This is a genomic window from Sphingobacterium kitahiroshimense, from assembly GCF_025961315.1.
GTDB classification, from domain to species: Bacteria; Bacteroidota; Bacteroidia; order Sphingobacteriales; family Sphingobacteriaceae; genus Sphingobacterium; species Sphingobacterium anhuiense.
The window spans coordinates 5,887,369-5,906,452 of record NZ_JAOQNK010000001.1 but is presented as its reverse complement, the minus strand read 5'-3'; the positions used below and the strand labels follow the sequence as shown (position 1 = coordinate 5,906,452).

Sequence of the window (19,084 nt, the reverse complement as noted above, 5' to 3'; positions counted from 1 at the left end):
AATTATTTATTAAACAACTGCACTAATCAGGTTACCTTCAACATCCGTTAAACGGAATGGTCTGCCCTGAAATTCATAAGTAAATTTTTCATGATCGAAACCGAGCAAATGAAGCATTGTCGCATGTACATCATGAACGGACGATCTTCCGCTTACACCCGTAAACCCGATTTCATCAGTCTCTCCATAGGTCACCCCTTTCTTGACACCGCCTCCTGCCATCCAGATCGTATAGGCATCAGTATGATGATCACGTCCTAAAAAGGGCATATCGCTGTTATCTCTATTTTCCTGCATTGGAGTTCGTCCAAATTCTCCTCCCCACACTACAAGCGTTTCGTCCAGCAATCCACGTTGCTTAAGATCCATAATCAATGCGGTCATAGGTCTGTCAATTTCCCTACATTTATTACGGAAACCATAATCGATAGAATCGGAGGCATTAGTTCCATGACTATCCCATCCCCAATCAAACAACTGTACATAACGGACTCCTTGTTCGACCAGTTTTCGTGCTAATAAACAATTATTCGCAAAAGACTCTTTACCCGGTTCTGTACCATATAATTCATGAATATGCGCCGGTTCTTGACTGATGTCCATAACCTCTGGAACCGCGACCTGCATTTTGTAAGCCATCTCATATTGGGCTATTCGAGATAATGTTTCAGGATCCTTATAGGTATTATATTCGTCCTTGTTGACTTCATTAATCGCATCGATAGCATGTCTCTTTAAGTCTCTGCTCATGCCTTCCGGATCGGCAAGATATAGAACAGGATCACCTTTCGAACGGCATTGCACACCCTGATATACTGAAGGTAAGAATCCTGATCCCCAAACACTTTTTCCGGCATCAGGAGTCTTTCCTCCTGAAGTCAATACTACGAAACCTGGCAAGTTGCTGTTTTCTGATCCTAAACCATAAGTTACCCAAGATCCGATACTAGGCCTACCCAATCTTGCACTACCAGTTTGCATAAACATCTGTGCAGGACCATGATTAAACTGGTCTGTATGTACAGCCTTTAAAAAGCTGACATCGTCCACAACTTTACTAAAATGCGGTAGATGATCGGAAACCCAAGCTCCACTTTGCCCATACTGTTTGAAAGTCGCTTGAGGACCTAGCATTTTAGGAGTACCTCTGATAAATGCAAAAGTTTTACCTGCTAATAGTGACTCAGGACAGGGTTGATTATGTAATGTCTGCAACACTGGCTTATAGTCAAAAAGTTCCAATTGTGAAGGAGCCCCTGCCATATGCAAGTAAATGACACTTTTTGCTTTTCCAGGAAAATGAGGTGATTTTGGTACAAGTGGATTTAATGCATTTAAATCTATAGCTCCAGATCCACTGGAGTTCCCTCCACAACTTGCCAAAAAACTTGCTAATGCTATGCTTCCAACACCTGCCACACAATCTTTCAAAAAATGTCTACGCGTTACCGCCTGCAATTTCTGCTGTTGCAATTCACGAAATAATTTATCGAGATCTTTCATGTCGTTTAAGATTTTGTAAGAAATTCATCCAGATTTAATAAAGCATTGGCTACCACCATGTAGGCAGCCTTTGATGTTAAAGATGGATCTTTTAAATCACTCGCATTAACAGCCATGAATTTAGCCGCCTCTGCCGGTTTTTTATTAAAATTTTGTAATGCTTCTTTATATAATTTTTCCAGTGCAACCACTTTTTCTGCACTCGGATTTTTTAACATCAGTTTCTTATAACCATAAGAAATTATTTTTTTAGAATCTCCTGCCCCTTCTTTCTGCATGAGTGTCGAAAGATGTTTAGCTGCCTCCAGATAAACGGGATCATTTAACGTGGTTAGTGCTTGTAATGGAGTATTTGTTCTGATCCGATCAACCAAACAGACCTCTCGACTCGATGCATCAAAAGAAATAAATGAAGGATAAGGACTTGTCCGTTTTAAAAATGTATATAACCCCCTTCTAAATTGATCTTCACCTGTACTTGTTGCCCACGATTCACCACTATATACCGTCATCCATACACCATCCGGCTGATAGGGCATCACCGAAGGTCCATACATTTTAGAACTTAGAAGACCACTTACGGCTAATGTCTGATCCCGAATCTGCTCTGCCGAAAGTCTGAATCGTGGTCCTCTCGCTAGAAATATATTAGCCGGATCTTTCTCCGCATCTCCTTGATTTAAACTCGATGATTGCTTATAGGTGGAAGACATAACAATATCCTTAGTAAGCGCTTTCATACTCCACTTTTTATTTTGCATGAGATCTAGCGCTAAGTAATCCAATAAATCAATATGCATAGATGGTGTACTCTGCGTCCCCATATCTCCTAGTGGTTCCACCAACCCGCGTCCAAATAATTGCGCCCAAATTCGATTTACCAAAGTACGTGCTGTCAAAGGATTATCTTTACTTACAATCCATTTAGCAAAGCCCAATCTATTGTTAGGAGCTCCCTTTGGAAAAGGATTTAATGTTTCAGGAACTGCAGGTTGCACCTCTTTACCTAGCGCTAATCTATTTCCTCGCTCAAAAACATGTGTTTTACGATGCATTTCTGCAGGATTTTCAATCATCACAGGTACACTTTCAGGATTTGTATTAATCAGTTGCATAAAGTTATTTTGCATACGCTGGGACTCCGGGTCTGCAGATACTGGAAACCCTTCGCGCAATGCGAACCACTCAATCATACAAATCGGCTGATCTTTTGCTGCTGTTGCATTCTTAAATATTAAATAAAGGTCATGAACTCCGGTATCTTCCTTCAGATCTGCTTGAATAACTTGTCTTCCTGAAGTACTTGGCAATTGGACTGTCGTCAGTAACGGGCCTGTTTTACTACCCTTTCTGACTTCTATGGCACCTCCATTTAATGATGTCCAATAATTAATATAAAATTGCTTTTTACCCTGCAAGGTGATGTGTTTCAATCGAGCACTTCCTCCTGAACGTATTCCGAGCCATTTAGTATCATACAAAGCGCCATTTTCAACCTGATCACTATAATGTGCATGAATTTTTGGTTCCAATGTATGCAAGAATAAGTCTGTAGAACGAATCAGCTTTTGATTCCCTTTCTGGGTCAACCAAGATTTGATACTATCCACTCTGCTTTCATCTTCGGCCTTATAGAACCGCAACCTTGGATGATCACCTTGGGTATCTTCATCTCGTGTATTATTAAAAAAAGCAACAGATTTATAATACTCTTCAAATTTAAATGGATCGTAAGTATGGCTGTGACACTGTACACACTCAAAAGTTGTACTTAACCAAACCTGGTAAGTTGTATTGACCCGATCTAGAACAGAGGCCACACGAAACTCTTCGCTGTCGGTCCCCCCTTCATCATTATTCATTGTATTTCTGTGAAAAGCAGTTGCAATAAGTTGATCTTTAGTTGGATCAGGTAATAAGTCACCCGCTAATTGCTGTACCGTAAATTCGTCGAAAGGCATATCTTTATTAAAAGCTTTAATGAGCCAATCGCGATAAGGCCATATTTGTCTTGACCCATCCTTTTCATAACCTTTAGTATCCGCATATCGGGCTAAGTCCAGCCACCAACTAGCCCATTTTTCACCATACTGTTGTGAAGCTAGTAAACTATCAACTCTTAACTCGTAAGCATTTCCCCTCGTATCATTTACAAATGATTGCAATTCGGTTAAACTTGGTGGAATACCGACCACATCTAGATACAGTCGTCTCAATAAGGTCTCCTTATCTGCCTCTTTTGAAAAAGACAGGTCTTTCTCTTTCATTTTATCCTGAACGAAATAATCGATATTATTGGATATACCCGATGGATTCATTCCAAATAAACCAGCAAAAGAAAATGGTTTAGGTACTTCAACTTTTTCAGGTAACATATAAGCCCAGTGCTTGCCCCATTTCGCCCCCTCGTTGATCCATCTTTTCAAGATGTCGATTTCATCATCACTCAATCGTGGTGCATTGTATGGCATTCTTAACTCGGGATCATCAATGGTCAACCGTTTAATAAATTCACTATGATCTGCATCGCCTGCGATTATAGCCGGCTTACCAGACTCTGCCTTAGCAAATGCCTCATTTTCGAAAAGCAAACTAAAACCTCCATTTTTCTTTACGCCACCATGGCAAGTAATGCAATGCTTATTAAGGATAGGTTTCACTTCAGCACTAAAATCAACAGGATCTTCCTTCTTAAAGGTAAACAATCCGACGACCACAATGGCACTCAATAAGAGGGATACGACGACGACTTTCTTTTTCATGTTTAATACGATTTATAACTTCTAAGCTTTTATTTTAAATCGCAGTACAGCGATTTTAAACAAAGCAAATTAGTTGTATTCGCTTATTAGGTTAATAAAATAATACAAAGGTTTTATAATGTATCTTGCTAACAGCAGTTCTTCTTCATTTATAAAAAATAAAATTAAGGATCTTCAACCTCATAAAATACAACCTCATTAACAAATAATGACAGTATATTGACGTTAATACCTTTTTTGTGTAATTTATTTGTTTCTTTCAGCGTCATAGTAAACCTATGTTTAATTTATGATGCTCTTTATAACTTGAAATGCTATGGCTATCATGGAGACTTTTTTCCTTTAAAACTAGCGACCATTTACAATATCAAAAATTTTACGATTCAAGATTTGATCACCTAACTTATGGGGAGCCACTCATCCATCACATTGTTCTAATGCTTAATTAGCATAAATCAACATCAGCAGTTCATCTTTTACAACTATATATCCCTAAAAAGCGATCGAAGATCACAAAAGATCAAAAATTGTTTTATTATACCGAAATTTATATATTCGTAGGTTACAAGCCAATTATCTAGACGAATGAAAGCTAAATTAATAGAAATCAGTCCACTTCCGAAGAAAACAATACATATCAAACATGTGGACGAAGCTTTTTTTAGTAATCCTTTGCACTTTCATGAACTATGCGAACTAGTCCTTATCGAAGAAAGTTACGGCAAACGTATTGTTGGTAATCATATTGACTCATTTAGTGCAGGAGATATGGTATTAATCGGGCCTAACATTCCACATATTTGGCATAATGATGATGCTTTTTTAAAGCCAGACTACCATGAGCGTGCTAAAGCTCTTGTTATTTACTTTCCAGCTGACTTTCTTATTCAATTGACCGATGATCAATCGACAATTCAAGCCATGCAAAAATTTATTGATAAGACTAAAGATGGTTTACGTTTTTATGGGAGTACATTAAAAAATGCAATGACACTCATGCGGGATCTAGTCCATAAAGATTCTTTTTCAAAAATAACCGGTTTCCTAAATCTTATAGCATTATTGCATCAAAGTACCGAATATGATCATTTATCATCAGGGACATATAAACCTGTTTACAGCGAAAAGGATAATAAACGGATAAACATCATTTATGTTTACGTAATGCAAAACTTTAGAGAAACCGTTTCATTGCAGGAAGCGGCTAGCCTCTTAAATATGAACTCAAATGCTTTCTGCAGGTTCTTCAAAAAACACACCCAAAAATCGTTTTCTAAATTCGTAAATGAAACACGCATAGGACATGCCTGCAAATTGCTGGAAGATAAGAATCTGAATATTTCAGAAGTATGTTATGCTAGCGGTTATCAAAATTTAACAAACTTCAATAAGTTTTTTAAAGAAATTATGAATAAAAATCCGAGAACCTATCGAAAAGAAATGGAGGTTGGTAGATTCAGCACACCAATAAAACCTATTTCTTCCAATGATTAGTATTATTCACAACGAATAAAATGTCCTAAATAATTATGGTAACATTCATATTCCAAAGTTTTCAAATAAAAAATAATTCGCTTTCTTTGGAACTGATAAAGAATAAAAGTTAAAGGGTATTCTATAGTAGATATATAATATCAACATAAACCATAAAAACTAAATGAAAATAATTAAGAAAATTGCTCTTTTAGGATTATTATCGACAGCAGTATTATCGAGTAATGCGCAATCTATTCCATACGAAGGAGTATCCGGATGGGAGGAAACAAAAGACAGTCGGATGGCGTGGTTCAGAGAAGCCCGATTTGGACTTTTCATCCATTGGGGACTTTACAGTGCCGCTGGAGGTAGCTGGGAAGGAAAACAATATCCACAACATTATGCCGAATGGATTCAAGCATGGGCAAAAGTACCGAGCAAGCCATATGCCGAAGTTTTAAAACCAAAATTCACAGCTTCAAAATTTGATGCCTCTGCTTGGGCATCCCTTGCAGAAGAAGCAGGCATGAAGTATGTTATTATAACCTCACGTCACCACGAAGGATTCTCAATTTTTAATAGTCAACAACCTTATTCATTAAAAAATGACATCACAGGAGGTACTAATATTTCACCTAAAGGACGTGATCTTTACGGAGAAGTCGTTAAAGCTTTTCGTGCTAAAGGTCTAAAAGCGGGTGCTTACTATTCATTATTAGATTGGCAACATCCGGACTCATATGAAGGTCTTTCTTATTTAAACCCCAACCCTACTGGCTATAAGCCCAATCATGAAGTCTATAAAGATTATTTATATGGGCAGGTGAAAGAGCTTGCGAATAATTATGGAGGTCTGGATGTCCTATGGCTTGACTTTAGTAGTAAAAATCATCAGGGTGAGAGCTGGGGTACAAAACGTATTCTTACAGATTTAATTAAATGGCAACCTCGGGTTATTGTCAATAACCGTTTCTGGGATGGTCTTGAAAATAAAAATGGGGATATTGGAACTCCCGAAAAATATATACCACCAACAGGTCTTCCGGGTATGGACTGGGAAGTGAGCCACACGATGAATGAAAGCTATGGCTATAGTGCACATGACCAGAACTGGAAATCATTTGATAAAACAATGCGTCTATTTATCGAAACAGTAAGTAAAGGTGGAAATTTCCTACTCAATGTTGGTCCGGATGGTGAAGGTGCTATTCCAGAGAAAGCCGTCAAGCTACTTAAGGACATCGGTCAATGGATGAAAGTAAATAATGAATCCATATATGGAACCACTGCAAGTCCGTTTCAAGGATTAGATTGGGGCTATTGTACTCAAAAAGATGGTAAACTATATTTCCATGTATTCGATATTCCATCAAATGGCAGTATAGAAGTACCATTGGCGAGTACTATTCATAAAGCCTATTTATTAGGAAGTTCTAAAAAATCATTAAAGATATCAAAATCTGCTGCGGGAAAAACAATCCAATTACCTGCGGACTTTAAAGGACAGATGCCAATGGTTATTGTTGCAGAAATCAAAGGAACTCCTCAAGTAATACAGCAACAGATATTAACTCAAAAAGATGGTAGAATAATCTTAACGGCTAACAATGCTAAATTAATCGGTACTGGAGGAATTAAACTTATTGGCGCAACGACTCATGATCCGAATCGTCCAAATGCAATTGGCGACTGGTCTAAAAAATCCGATCAAGTGGCGTGGGATGTAAAAATCCAGCGTCCTGGCACCTATAAGATAGTCGTTAATTATCTTCCGCACGAGCAAAAATCAGGAACTATTTCGCTAAGTCTCGGAACGAACAACTTATCTTATCAACTCAAGGCAACCAAAGGTAGCCAATTTGTAGATGTTGAAACAGGAACATTTGAAATTTCACAACAGGCACTTGGAGACACCGCTTTAAAAGCGGAACTAAAAGCGCTTGAAATTACGGGAAATTCACTACCTGAGATTAGTTCAATCAGTCTCGTTCCTGTCAAATAAACTGAAATAAATAGACAGCTAAGAGCCTGTTTCCATCTTTAAAAAGCAAATGGAAACGGGCTCTTTTCATTTAAATTTGATGTCGAGTTTCACAAAAAATGAAAAATATTTTTTGTTTTCAATTAATTGCCGTTAAACTATTTTGAACAGAAAGAATTAAAATTCAATTTTTTAACATCAGATTCGAATGATTTATATTGCTCTGCAGTCATATTTTTGACTGGTAGTCGAAATTCTCCACAGTCTAGTCCAACCTGTTTCATATATGCCTTACCTACTGAAATACCGCCATATTTTCCAAGCAGGGTAATCATATCAATAGATTGTTGCTGAAGATCATTTGCCCTGTCGAAATCACCGTCATCAAATGCTTTGATCAGGTCATAATATAATGGTGCGGCATAATTGTAAGTACTCCCAACCGCTCCCCTTGCTCCTAATACTAGAGCAGATAGCATATTCTCATCTCTGCCCCACAGCATATCATACTTTCGATCCGCATAGTTCATACAAGATAGAAAATCCATAAAGTCTTCATGTGTATACTTAATTCCTGCAAAATTCGGAATTTTGCCATCTACTGCTTTCAGTAAATCAATCATTGGAAAATTACCACCTGTCAACACCGGAATATGATAATAATAGAATGCCGTATTGGGAGCTGCTTCAGCAACAGCGGCACAACATTTAGCAAGCTGATCCACATTTGAAGGCTTGAAATAAAATGGTGATGTAAATGAAATAGCGTCTACGCCTTCTGCTTCAGCAATTGTGGCCAACTCTCGGCATTCTTTAATGTTTGTACCTCCTAAGAGAATCATTAAACTAAAATCAGGATCGCTTTTTGTTAACTTGGTCCATGCTTTTAAGACATCGACTTTTTCTTGAAAAGTTAATGAAACTCCTTCACCTGTTGACCCACAGATAAAGCCTCCCGTAACCTTATTATTTTTTAAAGACTGGTAGTAATTTGGTATTTGTGCTAAATTTAATGCTCCATTCTCGTCAAATGGCGTGAAAGGGGCGGCAATTAAGCCATCTATTTTTTTTGTGATCATATATAATAATTAGATTTTTCTAAAGTGAAATTCTACTCCGTTATGGAGTAGAATTTTTGTGGTTAGGTTCCGGAATAACCGGGATTTTGTTATTGCAGTACTTGTATTTTAGTAAAATTAAAACTCAGGATAACCAGCCGTTTGTTTAAGAGCTCTGTTGTTGGTTAAAGAAGTACGATCAATAGGCCAAAACAATTTATAGGATTCTTGTGCAGATAAACCTGTATGTAAAAACACATACTGATCTCCAAATCTTCTGAGATCATACCAATATTTGCCTTCTCCTAAAAATTCCAATTTTCGTTCCTGCAATATCGCTTCATTTGCATTTTTATCCACTGCTTGATTTGGATATCCAAATACACTTTCACTATAATTACTTCCAAAAGCACGGGTACGAATCTGATTGATTTCTTCTTTTGGATTTTCTCCTAAAATTACTTTAGCTTCTGCCATCAATAGTAATAGATCAGCATAGCGATACAATGCATAGTCATTGGTGTAGACCCTAGAACCCGCATTTTGCTCACCCTGATATTTCTTAAGGAAGCAGCCAGCAATTTTATAGTTTCCATTACCATCTTTAGTGTATGCAGCCTGAATAGATATATTTTTACGGGTATCTAGGTCATTATAATTACGATATGTACTAATACGCGTTGGTATCCTTAATAAGCCTCCATAATTATCTTGTGTTACGCTAAATTTACGATTAGTCAATGAATCAGAAAAGTTAACAAGAATATTTGAATTGGGAACAAAATCAGTAATAAATCCAAGAGTAGCCTCGTTCAGTTTATGTCGAAGCACAAATATCATCTCATTATTGCCCCTACTTTTTACATCATTTACGTTATTAAAGTCTGTTTGCAAAGCTAATGGCAAATTGGATTTCACATCTGTAAGTGCGTTTTTCGCAATAGTAGCATCTGGTTTACCGCCCTCACGATGCGCTGACCACAAATAGACCTCTGCTTTGAGCATTAAAGTCGCATTTTTAGACCAAAAAGAACGTTCTTGACGTATAGAATAATCAGTACCAAAAGCTGAAATTGAGCTTTCTAAGTCCGCTTTGATCAATTTCATAACATCAGCGGCCGGTGATGCAGCTTTCGCTAAATTGGAAACATCAATGTTGCTTGGTAATGCATCTGTTTGAATGACAACATCTCCCCAGGTACGATACAATTGAAAATAGTAAAAAGAACGCATACCATGTGCAATCCCAAGGTAATAATTCTTGCTTCCTTCAGTAAGCACAGTTGTTGTATTTAGTTTACTAATCATCAAATTAAGCTGATTAATCTGTTCATACAAATTAGCAAAATTAGTCACTCCAGAATTATCCATATCTAGATTGTGTTGCCACATTCTTTCTAAACCTTGTGATGCTTCACCTGTGAAGGACGCCGTAGTTCCTGGATCATTACCAAATAGACCGGCACGTAATTCACCTAAAAGTAAAAAATTACGTTCATTCGTTCTAAATCTTGAATGCAAACCCACAGCAAACGCTTCAAATTGATCAGCTGTCTTCCAATAAATTTCATCACTATAGTTACTGATCGGTGTAAGTTCTAAATCATTCGTACAGGAGTTTAATCCCATACAGATTAGGCTTCCTAAAAAAAGATATGTTAATATTGTTTTTTTCATGATAGTTTCAATTAATACAATTAAAAAGAAAGTTGAACGCCCAATACATAAGACCTCGGAGTTGGATATGTACCTCCATATACGCCTGTTGTTACATTATTTACATCTACTGGCGGTTCAGGTGTTGGTCCAGAAAATTTAGTGATATAAAATAGGTTGTTCGCACTTACATACACTCGAGCACGTGAAAGAATATGAGTTTTTGAGTGCAACCATTTCGGAAGATCGTAAGAAAGCGTAATCTCACGAAGAGCTAAGTAATCTCCTTTCTCATAAAATCTTGAGTTATTACTGTTCAAATTTGGATTTGCATTATTTCCTCTTGTATAGTTTTGTTTCGATCCTAAAACCTGATCTGCAAAGTAAACTTTTGGAATATCTGTATCTGTATTCGTTGGAGACCATGCCTGTTTTTGCATTTCTAAATAATTAAAAGTCCCTTGATAATTACCTAATGTACGTGCTACCAAATCATTATAAATAGTATGACCCAATGCAAATTCCCAATTAGAAAACATACTGAATCCTTTATAACTCATGTTTGTTGTAAAGCCACCAGTCCATTTAGGGTTGATGTTCCCTATATACACTTGATCACGAGAATCAATAATATTATTACCGTCAACGTCCTGCCAGTTTACATCTCCTGGTGTTATACGTCCATTTTTCCCAATTGGTAGATTCGGTCCAGTAATTCCGGCAATATTATCAGTCCTATTTCCTGCGATTTGAGTTACTTCTGCATCGTCCTTAAAGATAGAAACCTGCTTGTAAGCATAAATATCCCCCAAAGTATGACCTTCTTGATAGCCACCAACCCACTTCACCTGACCCGAAACTGGGTCATAGATTTGCAAACCACCCTGTCTATTATTTTCATTCCCATTATAAGGAAGTTCAAGAATTTTGTTTTTAACAAAAGCTGCATTTGCGCCTATACTTAAGTTAAAACCTTCAGGATCTTTTAATATTTGAGATTGAACAGCAATTTCAAATCCTTTATTTTGAAGCGTTCCTAAATTTGTTGTAATGGAAGGGAAACCAGTATAACTTGGTAATAGCAAATTAGTTAACAAATTACTTGTGCGACGATCATAATAATCTAATAATACTGTAACACGATTGTTCAGTATGCCTAAGTCTAAACCAGCACCTGTTGTTTTACTTGTTTCCCAGGCTAGATTCTTATTTACTGGTGAAGTATTTAAATAACCTGCAAGACCATTGTAACTAGGCTGCACGTTGTACACTCCCTGTACTTGGTAACGCTCTAATCCTGCAATATTTCCGTTCTCCCCATAACTTAATCGTGGTTTGAACGTAGTAATATATTTTGAAAGAACAGATTTTTTAAAAAACTCTTCCTGATGCATATTCCAGCCGGCAGATGCTCCCGGAAAAAATCCGGTACGGTTGCCGCGTGCCAGTATTGAAGTTCCATCCAATCGATAAACAGCATTCACCAAAATTCTGCCATCATAATCATATGCAAGACGTCCCATGGAAGAAATGATGCGGTATTCAGACGCAGTGCTTGTATTATTTCCTACAGGAAAAACGGTAGAGGCATTGACGGTAGTGATATCATCTGTAGGTGCATTTTTTCCATGCACTTGCATGTAATCAGTCTTAACCTTAAAATATTCCGCACCTACCATTGCTGAAATATTATGCTTTTCGGCAATGCTTTTCGAATAATTCAAGATACCATTAAACTGTGTTTGAAAATCTCTATTCAAGTTACGGTAAGCATCTCTTGAAGTACTACCAATGGTTTGTGGATTTGAAAAAATGTTAGAATATGTTTGTGTTGACATCTGAAAAGATTCATTTAACACTTCTTTCATATAGGCATTAGCTGTTGCCTTGAAATAAAGTCCGGGAATAATGTCCCATTTTAATGAAGCATTTGCCACAATACGATTCGTTTCATTTTTACGCTTTAACCTACCTAACCAGTATAGGGGATTACCATCACTTGCAGAAACTCCCGGATTTGGCTGTGTTTGCGCTTCATCAATCCACGGATTAAAAGTAGGCCAAATTGCTAATGTCCTATAAAGTGCATTGGTTTCCGTAGATGGAGTACCATATTGAGAAGCAGTAGAGAGTGTAACATTGGTAGATACTTCCACATTTGGTTTTAACTTATATGAACCATTGATATCTCCTGTATACCTTTTATAGCTAGATCCAACTATAACCCCATCTTCATCATAAGCATCAAACGCTGCGAAATACTTTCCTTTCTCATTCCCTCCAGTGACATTTACATAATGATCTTTCGTATAAGTATTTCTAAATAAAGCATTCTCTACTTCACCACTATGATCTTTATAAATTATCTGGCCTCCATAGGGATCATCAACAAGCTTCCAACCCTCATTTAATAATGGCTTTAATTCATCGGTGAATTTTCTAATGTCAAATGAAGCATTGTAAGCAGGATCAGAAGAAATCCCTAGTCCCCTTGAACTATTGACAGATTCCAATGATCGTCCAGCATTTAAGTAGCCTTGCCGTGTATATTTTATATAATCACCCGCATTCATATATGCATAGCCGGCTCTACGTTGATTATATCCTCCTACAAATTTATATGATACATTAGCAGTACCCGATTTACCTGTTTTTGTAGTTACAAGAAGTACTCCATTATTTGCTCTAGCACCATAAATAGCTGTTGCAGAAGCATCTTTTAATAAGTCTATCGATTCAATATTTTCAGAACTAATATCATTCAAATCACGAATTACCCCATCAACAATAACTAACGGCCCTCCTGGGTTATTAATAGAAGCTCCTCCTCGTAACTTTAGCATGGGAGCTGCACCTGGTTGACCAGATTTATTGACAACCTGTAATCCCGGAATACTTCCTTGAAGTGCAGTTGCAACATTAGATCTAGGAGAATTTTGAAGTACCTCTTTATCAAGTTTAGCAATAGATCCGGTCACACTTCTCCTACTCTGTGTTCCATAGCCCACAACAACAACCTCATCAATTTGCTGATTGGAAGATTCTAATTTAATTTCCAAGGATTCTGCCTGTCCAACTTTTACTTCCTGAGGTTTGTATCCTGTAGAAGTAATGACCAGGATCGCATTCGGATTTGTCGGTAAAATAAAGGAACCATCAGCTTTTGTTTGTAAAGATTGCTTACTTCCCTTCACGTTAATAGTTACATTTCCCAAAACTTCTCCTGTAACGGCATCTCTGACTTTACCTTGAATGTTTCGATCCTGCGCATGGATTACAGCTAGATTTCCTGCTAGCATAGACCAGAGTAATAAATGTTTTAATTTTCGGTTTGAATACATATTGGTTATTATTAAGTATTACATAAAGCAAATTTATATAATTTAATTTGTAAAAAACAACATTAAATTAACATTATGTACAACATACTTGTAAAAATTTATATGTATATTTGTTTTTAGGCGTATAAATGCACTTTTATGAGTACAAATCCAACATTGATCAATTTTGTTAACACCATTGATACCTCTTCACTAGTTGATAAAGTGGAGAAAGAAATCATCAATTTATTCATTAGTCAGGGATTAAAAATAGGCGATGCACTTCCCAAGGAATTAGAATTAGCGGAAACTTTAGGAGTAAGCCGCACGGTGATCCGAGAAGCAATGTTACGTTTAAGACTAGTAGGCTTAGTAGAATCTAAAAAACATAGAGGTGCTGTATTAACCAGTCCGGATCTGATCAGTCCGATGAAAAAATCGCTTTACCCAACGATCATGGATGATAAGACACTGCGTGATTTATTTGAAATGAGATTGATATTGGAACTTGGAATGGCAGATTTACTTTATCAAAGAATTACTCCTGCAGATATTCAAGAATTAGAAGTAATTGTTGCTAAAGAATCAAATGATAATGACAACAGCATATTTGATATCGAAACAGAAGTTGCATTCCATGGTAAATTATATGAGATCAGTGGGAATATCATGCTTAAAGATTTTCAAAATCTTCTTTTACCAGTCTTTAAATTTGTACATTCGAGTGGCATGCTGATTGAAAAGTCAAATTCAAAGAATTTTATATCTCACCGTGGCTTGGTGGACATATTAAAGGTAGGAACTCCTGAAGTTTTCAGAAATGCGATGCGCCAGCACTTAGATAATCACTTTCAGCGTATACAACAATACGATAACAAACCTATTGATTAAAGATTCAATATTTCATCATAACTTATTACTATACAGCAACTTCTTTCATACCAGAAGTATGAAAGCAGTGTATCTCATACCGATCAACTTGCTACTTAAATGTTAAGTATAATGAATATGTAGCGCTCCCGTAGCCGACTTCATTCGAACAACATCTATATTTATTCTAATTTTATAGCTCACTTCTATTTACCTTTATGCCCACAAAAAAAGTACGATTTATAAAGGCTTTTCTTTAGCAATTGCAGCGGCTATCCTATGGGGAGTATCTGGGACATTAGCACAATTTCTATTTCAAAAAAGGGAAATAAATGTTGAATGGTTGATTACAGTTCGTATGTTACTATCTGGCATCTGCTTACTAAGCTTTGCAAAAACTAGCGAAAGAGCGCCTATATTTAAAATTTGGAAAACTAAAAATGACCGTTTACAACTACTTGCCTTTAGCATTTTTGGTATGCTGGCTGTACAATATACTTATTTTGCGGCCATTAAGCATTCGAATGCCGCTACCGCTACTGTGCTACAATATGCTGGTCCAATCATAATCGCCATCTATTTAGCGTTTAAGCATAAAAGATTACCCAGCCTTTTAGAATTATTTGCTATTATTCTGGCAATAATTGGAACTTTTCTATTAGTCACAAATGGTAACATCAATACCCTCGCCATATTCAATACCGCGCTGTTTTTTGGCTTAGCCTCTGCGGTCGCACTAGCGATCTACACTTTAATGCCGATAACATTACTATCAAAACACAAATCCTCTGTAGTGATTGGCTGGTCTCTCCTTTGTGGTGGTATTGCCTTCAGTTTCATGAAAGCACCTTGGGATATTCAGGGCGTTTGGGATACTAAAACTTATTTATTTACGGCACTCATTATTCTTTTCGGAACTGTTTTTCCATTTTACTTCTATCTGACTTCCGTAAAATTAATCGGTGGACAGAAAGCGAGTCTGTTAGCATCAGCTGAGCCTCTTTCTGCCACATTTTTGGCCGTATCTTAGCTTCATGTTCCCTTTTCATTGTAGGATTGGATAGGAACTTTCTGCATTATCGCTACGGTCTTCATATTAAGTAAAAAATAAAAAAGGCTGTAAGATTATTACAGCCTTTAAATAATTTATAAAATCTTAGAAAGAAAAATCATCTTTAGATGATTCACTTACATATGCTGGATCATCAAAATTAGGCTCGTAGCGTTTTTCAAGAACTTCCTGATTCGATTTAATGTATTCAACAACATCTGTCAAACCCTCTGCAAATTTCTCAAAGTCTTCTTTATACAAGAATATTTTGTGTTTAATAAACTGGCCGTCTTCAAAACGTTTCTTGCTTTCAGTGATGGTAATGTAGTAATCGTTAGACCGTGTAGCCTTTACATCAAAAAAATAGGTACGCTTACCCGCTCTCACTTTTTTTGAAAAAACCTCTTCTCGCTCTTTGTTTTCAAAATCTCCCATTGGTTATTATTTAAGTTTAAGTTATCTTAATCTTTGATAAATATATAATATTTAGCATGTAACTTCCAAATATTATTCAAAAAAAATAAATTTTGAATCTATGATAAGCTCTTTTAACGAACTTGATTTTTATATTTAGCCGATAAATGTCACCTATCGCTCCTCAACGATATTTTTTCACCGAGGATTTTATTACATTTACCGAATATTATTGATCGATTACCTATTTCAATTACTTCGGGTTATATAACAACTATACCTTTGAAGTATAAATTTTAAAAGTCATGGAAAAAGAGCCATTCGTACCAAAAAGCAACAACAGTAAAAATATCATAGGTGGTATCATCATACTCATCGGTATTCTATTACTATTAAAAAATTTAGATTTAGACTTCTTCTTCCCTTCATGGATATTTGGCTGGTATATGATTTTGATTATTATCGGTCTTGTAATAGGTGTCAATTCTAATTTTCAAAAAAAATCTTCTATCATCTTAATTGCGGTTGGTCTAGCATTTCTAGCTAGAAGAATCATGCACACCGATTTTGGAGGAATTATATTCCCGATCTTGATTATTGGATTAGGAGCATATTTTATCATGGGAAGAAAAAAAGGTTTACCTCCTATGCCTCCCATGCCTATCAACCCGAGTGGTCCTCCAAAGCCTCCCGTAGACTTTGACTGGGATAAGCGTGTTATCGATCCGGCAACTGAAAATGATCAACAAACAGTAGCTGAAAATGACGAGACAAGCGGAAACGCCAACAGCAATACAAATAGCAATCAAGGTCTGCCTAATGAGCAGGCCTTTGCCACTCCATATTATGCACAGACAGAAAATAGCTTTGAAGATGTTTTAAATGTCAATTCCATCTTTGCAAGCCTCAAAAAATTTATTCTATCTAAAAATTTTAGAGGTGGTAACATAGCTTGTATGTTCGGTAGCGTATCCATTGATCTGACACAGGCGGATATAACCGACATAGCCGTAATTGATGCTTTCCAAATGTTCGGAAGTGCTAAAATTATTGTTCCTGCGAATTGGACCGTTTATTCTAATGTTTCATCCGTGTTCGGTGATGTTGATGACCGACGTTTCAATGTAGGTCTAACAAGAGATCCAGCTAAAAAATTATATATCACAGGTACTTGTCTTTTTGGAAATTTAACCATTAGAAATGCCTAGACATGAAGGATAAACTTTTATTGCAGAATAAAAATAAACTGATTTTAATCATTTGTTTAAGCATATTGCTTGGCTACTTTGTCATGCAATATGCTTTAATGTATAGGTCCGGGTTTCCAAGCGAAATAACAATAAAGGACTCCATCATCAACAGTTTAATGATGATGCTCTGTTGCTATGCAATTTCCACCACGCTCAATTACTATATACCTAAACCTAACCAAATCTGGAAGGTGCTTATTATAGGCTTCATTATGAGCGGCATAAGCATTCTTGGAAGCCGACTGGTCGTTCAATATTATCTTCCGAAGGAGCATTTAAAAATCTATGACCTCATTATTCCTTATCGCTATATTGTTAATTTTTTAATCTTAACATCAGTAGCTATTTTCATTATTGTATGGAATATACAGGAAGAATATATTTCTAACATCAAAAGAAAGCAAGATTCGGAGAATCAACTGCGTGAAGCAGAACTGTACAACCTAAGACAGCAATTACAGCCTCATTTCCTCTTTAACAGTCTCAATTCCATTATTGCTTTAATAGGTAGTAAGCCAGATCAGGCCCGCAATATGACCTTTCAATTGTCCGATTTTTTAAGGGGTACACTCCGAAAGGAAAATAACCAGTTGATCGTACTTCAAGAGGAATTAAACCATCTCGAACTATACTTAGATATTGAAAAAGTAAGATTCGGTCACCGGCTTAATATCCACATTGATCATGACCAAGATGTTTTATCGACCAAAATACCGGCGATGATTTTGCAACCGCTAGTTGAAAACGCTATTAAACATGGCCTATACAATGTAACAGAAAATGTAACCATCAGCATTAAATGTTTCTTAGATAATAAAACATTACATGTTTCGATAGAAAATCCCTTTGAGCCAGGTGAATCCGTGCAATCTAAAGGAACAGGCTTTGGGCTTACCAGTATCCAAAGGCGCTTATTTCTTCTTTTTGGAAGAAATGACCTACTAACGACACAAACCGAACAAAATATATTTACAAGCAGTATCAAAATCCCGCAATATGATTAAAGTTATCCTTATAGATGATGAACCTCTAGCGCGTTCTATCTTAGTAGAGTACCTGAGCAAAGATCCGTTAGTTTCTATTGTTGCAGAGTGTGGAGATGGATTTGAAGGAGTAAAAGCAATACAGCAACACCAACCAGACCTACTCTTTCTAGATGTTCAAATGCCTAAATTAACAGGCTTCGAAATGTTGGAATTAGTCGAAAACCCACCCGCAGTAATCTTTACAACAGCATTTGATGACTATGCACTCAAAGCTTTTGAAAAAAATGCGATTGACTATCTGATGAAACCAATTTCACCGAACAGATTTAAGCAAGCATTCGAGAAGTTTAAATTAAGTTTTTCAAGACCAAATGCAGAACCGGCACCTAATTATGAAGCAGTCATTCATCAAGAGGAGTCAAAACTAGACCGCATCGTTGTAAAAACAGGAACACAGATTAAAATAATACCCGTTCCACAGATTAAATATCTGGAAGCTTATGATGACTATGTGAAAATTCATACAGCAGATGGTCTCTATCTGAAAAATAAAACAATGGCTTTCTTTGAAAAGCATCTCGATGAACAGACATTCGTTAGAATACACCGTTCTTATATCATCAAGATCGATCAGCTGGCACGCATTGAACCTTGGGAAAAAGATAGCTTTGTCGCTATTTTAATAACCGGTGAAAAGCTTAACATCAGTAAATCTGGATATGCCAGATTAAAACAAATGATTGGCATATAAATAAAG

The 19,084-nt window shown here is 36.5% G+C and carries 13 protein-coding genes; 7 read left to right on the top strand and 6 right to left on the bottom strand.

Going from position 1 to position 19,084, the window contains the following annotated elements:
- Positions 1–9 precede the first annotated feature (9 nt).
- Both M2265_RS25240 and M2265_RS25235 read right to left on the bottom strand, forming a co-directional pair.
- Positions 10–1,503, bottom strand: coding sequence for a DUF1501 domain-containing protein (locus M2265_RS25240; RefSeq protein ID WP_132773005.1), 1,494 nt, complete (start codon positions 1,501–1,503; stop codon positions 10–12).
- 5 nt (positions 1,504–1,508) lie between these two features.
- Positions 1,509–4,265 (bottom strand): DUF1553 domain-containing protein, encoded by a 2,757-nt coding sequence (locus tag M2265_RS25235; protein ID WP_132773006.1) that lies wholly within the window; start codon positions 4,263–4,265, stop codon positions 1,509–1,511.
- A 585-nt stretch (positions 4,266–4,850) separates the two neighbouring features.
- Between M2265_RS25235 and M2265_RS25230 the strand changes: the two genes are divergently transcribed.
- Both M2265_RS25230 and M2265_RS25225 read left to right on the top strand, forming a co-directional pair.
- On the top strand, positions 4,851–5,759 hold the full coding sequence (locus tag M2265_RS25230; RefSeq protein ID WP_132773008.1) for an AraC family transcriptional regulator: 909 nt from the start codon (positions 4,851–4,853) through the stop codon (positions 5,757–5,759).
- Between the two features lie 163 nt (positions 5,760–5,922).
- Positions 5,923–7,743 carry an alpha-L-fucosidase gene (locus M2265_RS25225; RefSeq protein ID WP_132773010.1) on the top strand — a complete coding sequence of 607 codons (1,821 nt, stop codon included), beginning with the start codon at positions 5,923–5,925 and terminating at the stop codon, positions 7,741–7,743.
- A gap of 137 nt (positions 7,744–7,880) precedes the next feature.
- Here the strand turns inward: M2265_RS25225 and M2265_RS25220 are convergent, their stop codons facing one another.
- From M2265_RS25220 to M2265_RS25210, 3 genes are all read right to left on the bottom strand, one after another.
- Positions 7,881–8,801, bottom strand: a complete 921-nt coding sequence (locus tag M2265_RS25220) for a dihydrodipicolinate synthase family protein (RefSeq protein ID WP_132773011.1) — start codon at positions 8,799–8,801, stop codon at positions 7,881–7,883.
- 117 nt (positions 8,802–8,918) lie between these two features.
- A complete protein-coding gene (gene nanU / locus M2265_RS25215) occupies positions 8,919–10,457 on the bottom strand; it encodes a SusD family outer membrane lipoprotein NanU (protein WP_132773013.1) in 1,539 nt (512 codons plus the stop codon).
- 20 nt (positions 10,458–10,477) lie between these two features.
- On the bottom strand, positions 10,478–13,777 hold the full coding sequence (locus tag M2265_RS25210) for a SusC/RagA family TonB-linked outer membrane protein (protein WP_243655502.1): 3,300 nt from the start codon (positions 13,775–13,777) through the stop codon (positions 10,478–10,480).
- Positions 13,778–13,915: 138 nt separating this feature from the next.
- Between M2265_RS25210 and M2265_RS25205 the strand changes: the two genes are divergently transcribed.
- Positions 13,916–14,647 (top strand): FadR/GntR family transcriptional regulator, encoded by a 732-nt coding sequence (locus M2265_RS25205; RefSeq protein ID WP_021189128.1) that lies wholly within the window; start codon positions 13,916–13,918, stop codon positions 14,645–14,647.
- 187 nt (positions 14,648–14,834) lie between these two features.
- Complete coding sequence (locus M2265_RS25200) at positions 14,835–15,656, top strand: DMT family transporter (RefSeq protein ID WP_319801179.1); 822 nt, start codon at positions 14,835–14,837, stop codon at positions 15,654–15,656.
- Positions 15,657–15,782: 126 nt separating this feature from the next.
- Here M2265_RS25200 and M2265_RS25195 read toward each other — a convergent pair whose 3' ends face one another.
- Positions 15,783–16,112 (bottom strand): DUF3276 family protein, encoded by a 330-nt coding sequence (locus M2265_RS25195; RefSeq protein WP_132773015.1) that lies wholly within the window; start codon positions 16,110–16,112, stop codon positions 15,783–15,785.
- 284 nt (positions 16,113–16,396) lie between these two features.
- Here M2265_RS25195 and M2265_RS25190 point away from each other — a divergent pair, with 284 nt between their 5' ends.
- Genes M2265_RS25190 through M2265_RS25180 form a run of 3 tightly spaced genes read left to right on the top strand, consistent with a single transcriptional unit; the run spans position 16,397 to position 19,078 of the window.
- Positions 16,397–17,299, top strand: a complete 903-nt coding sequence (locus M2265_RS25190) for a LiaF transmembrane domain-containing protein (protein ID WP_132773016.1) — start codon at positions 16,397–16,399, stop codon at positions 17,297–17,299.
- A gap of 2 nt (positions 17,300–17,301) precedes the next feature.
- Complete coding sequence (locus M2265_RS25185) at positions 17,302–18,345, top strand: sensor histidine kinase (protein WP_021189131.1); 1,044 nt, start codon at positions 17,302–17,304, stop codon at positions 18,343–18,345.
- Positions 18,338–19,078 (top strand): LytR/AlgR family response regulator transcription factor, encoded by a 741-nt coding sequence (locus M2265_RS25180; protein ID WP_021189132.1) that lies wholly within the window; start codon positions 18,338–18,340, stop codon positions 19,076–19,078. The genes M2265_RS25185 and M2265_RS25180 overlap by 8 nt, the downstream gene beginning before the upstream one ends.
- Positions 19,079–19,084 lie beyond the last annotated feature (6 nt).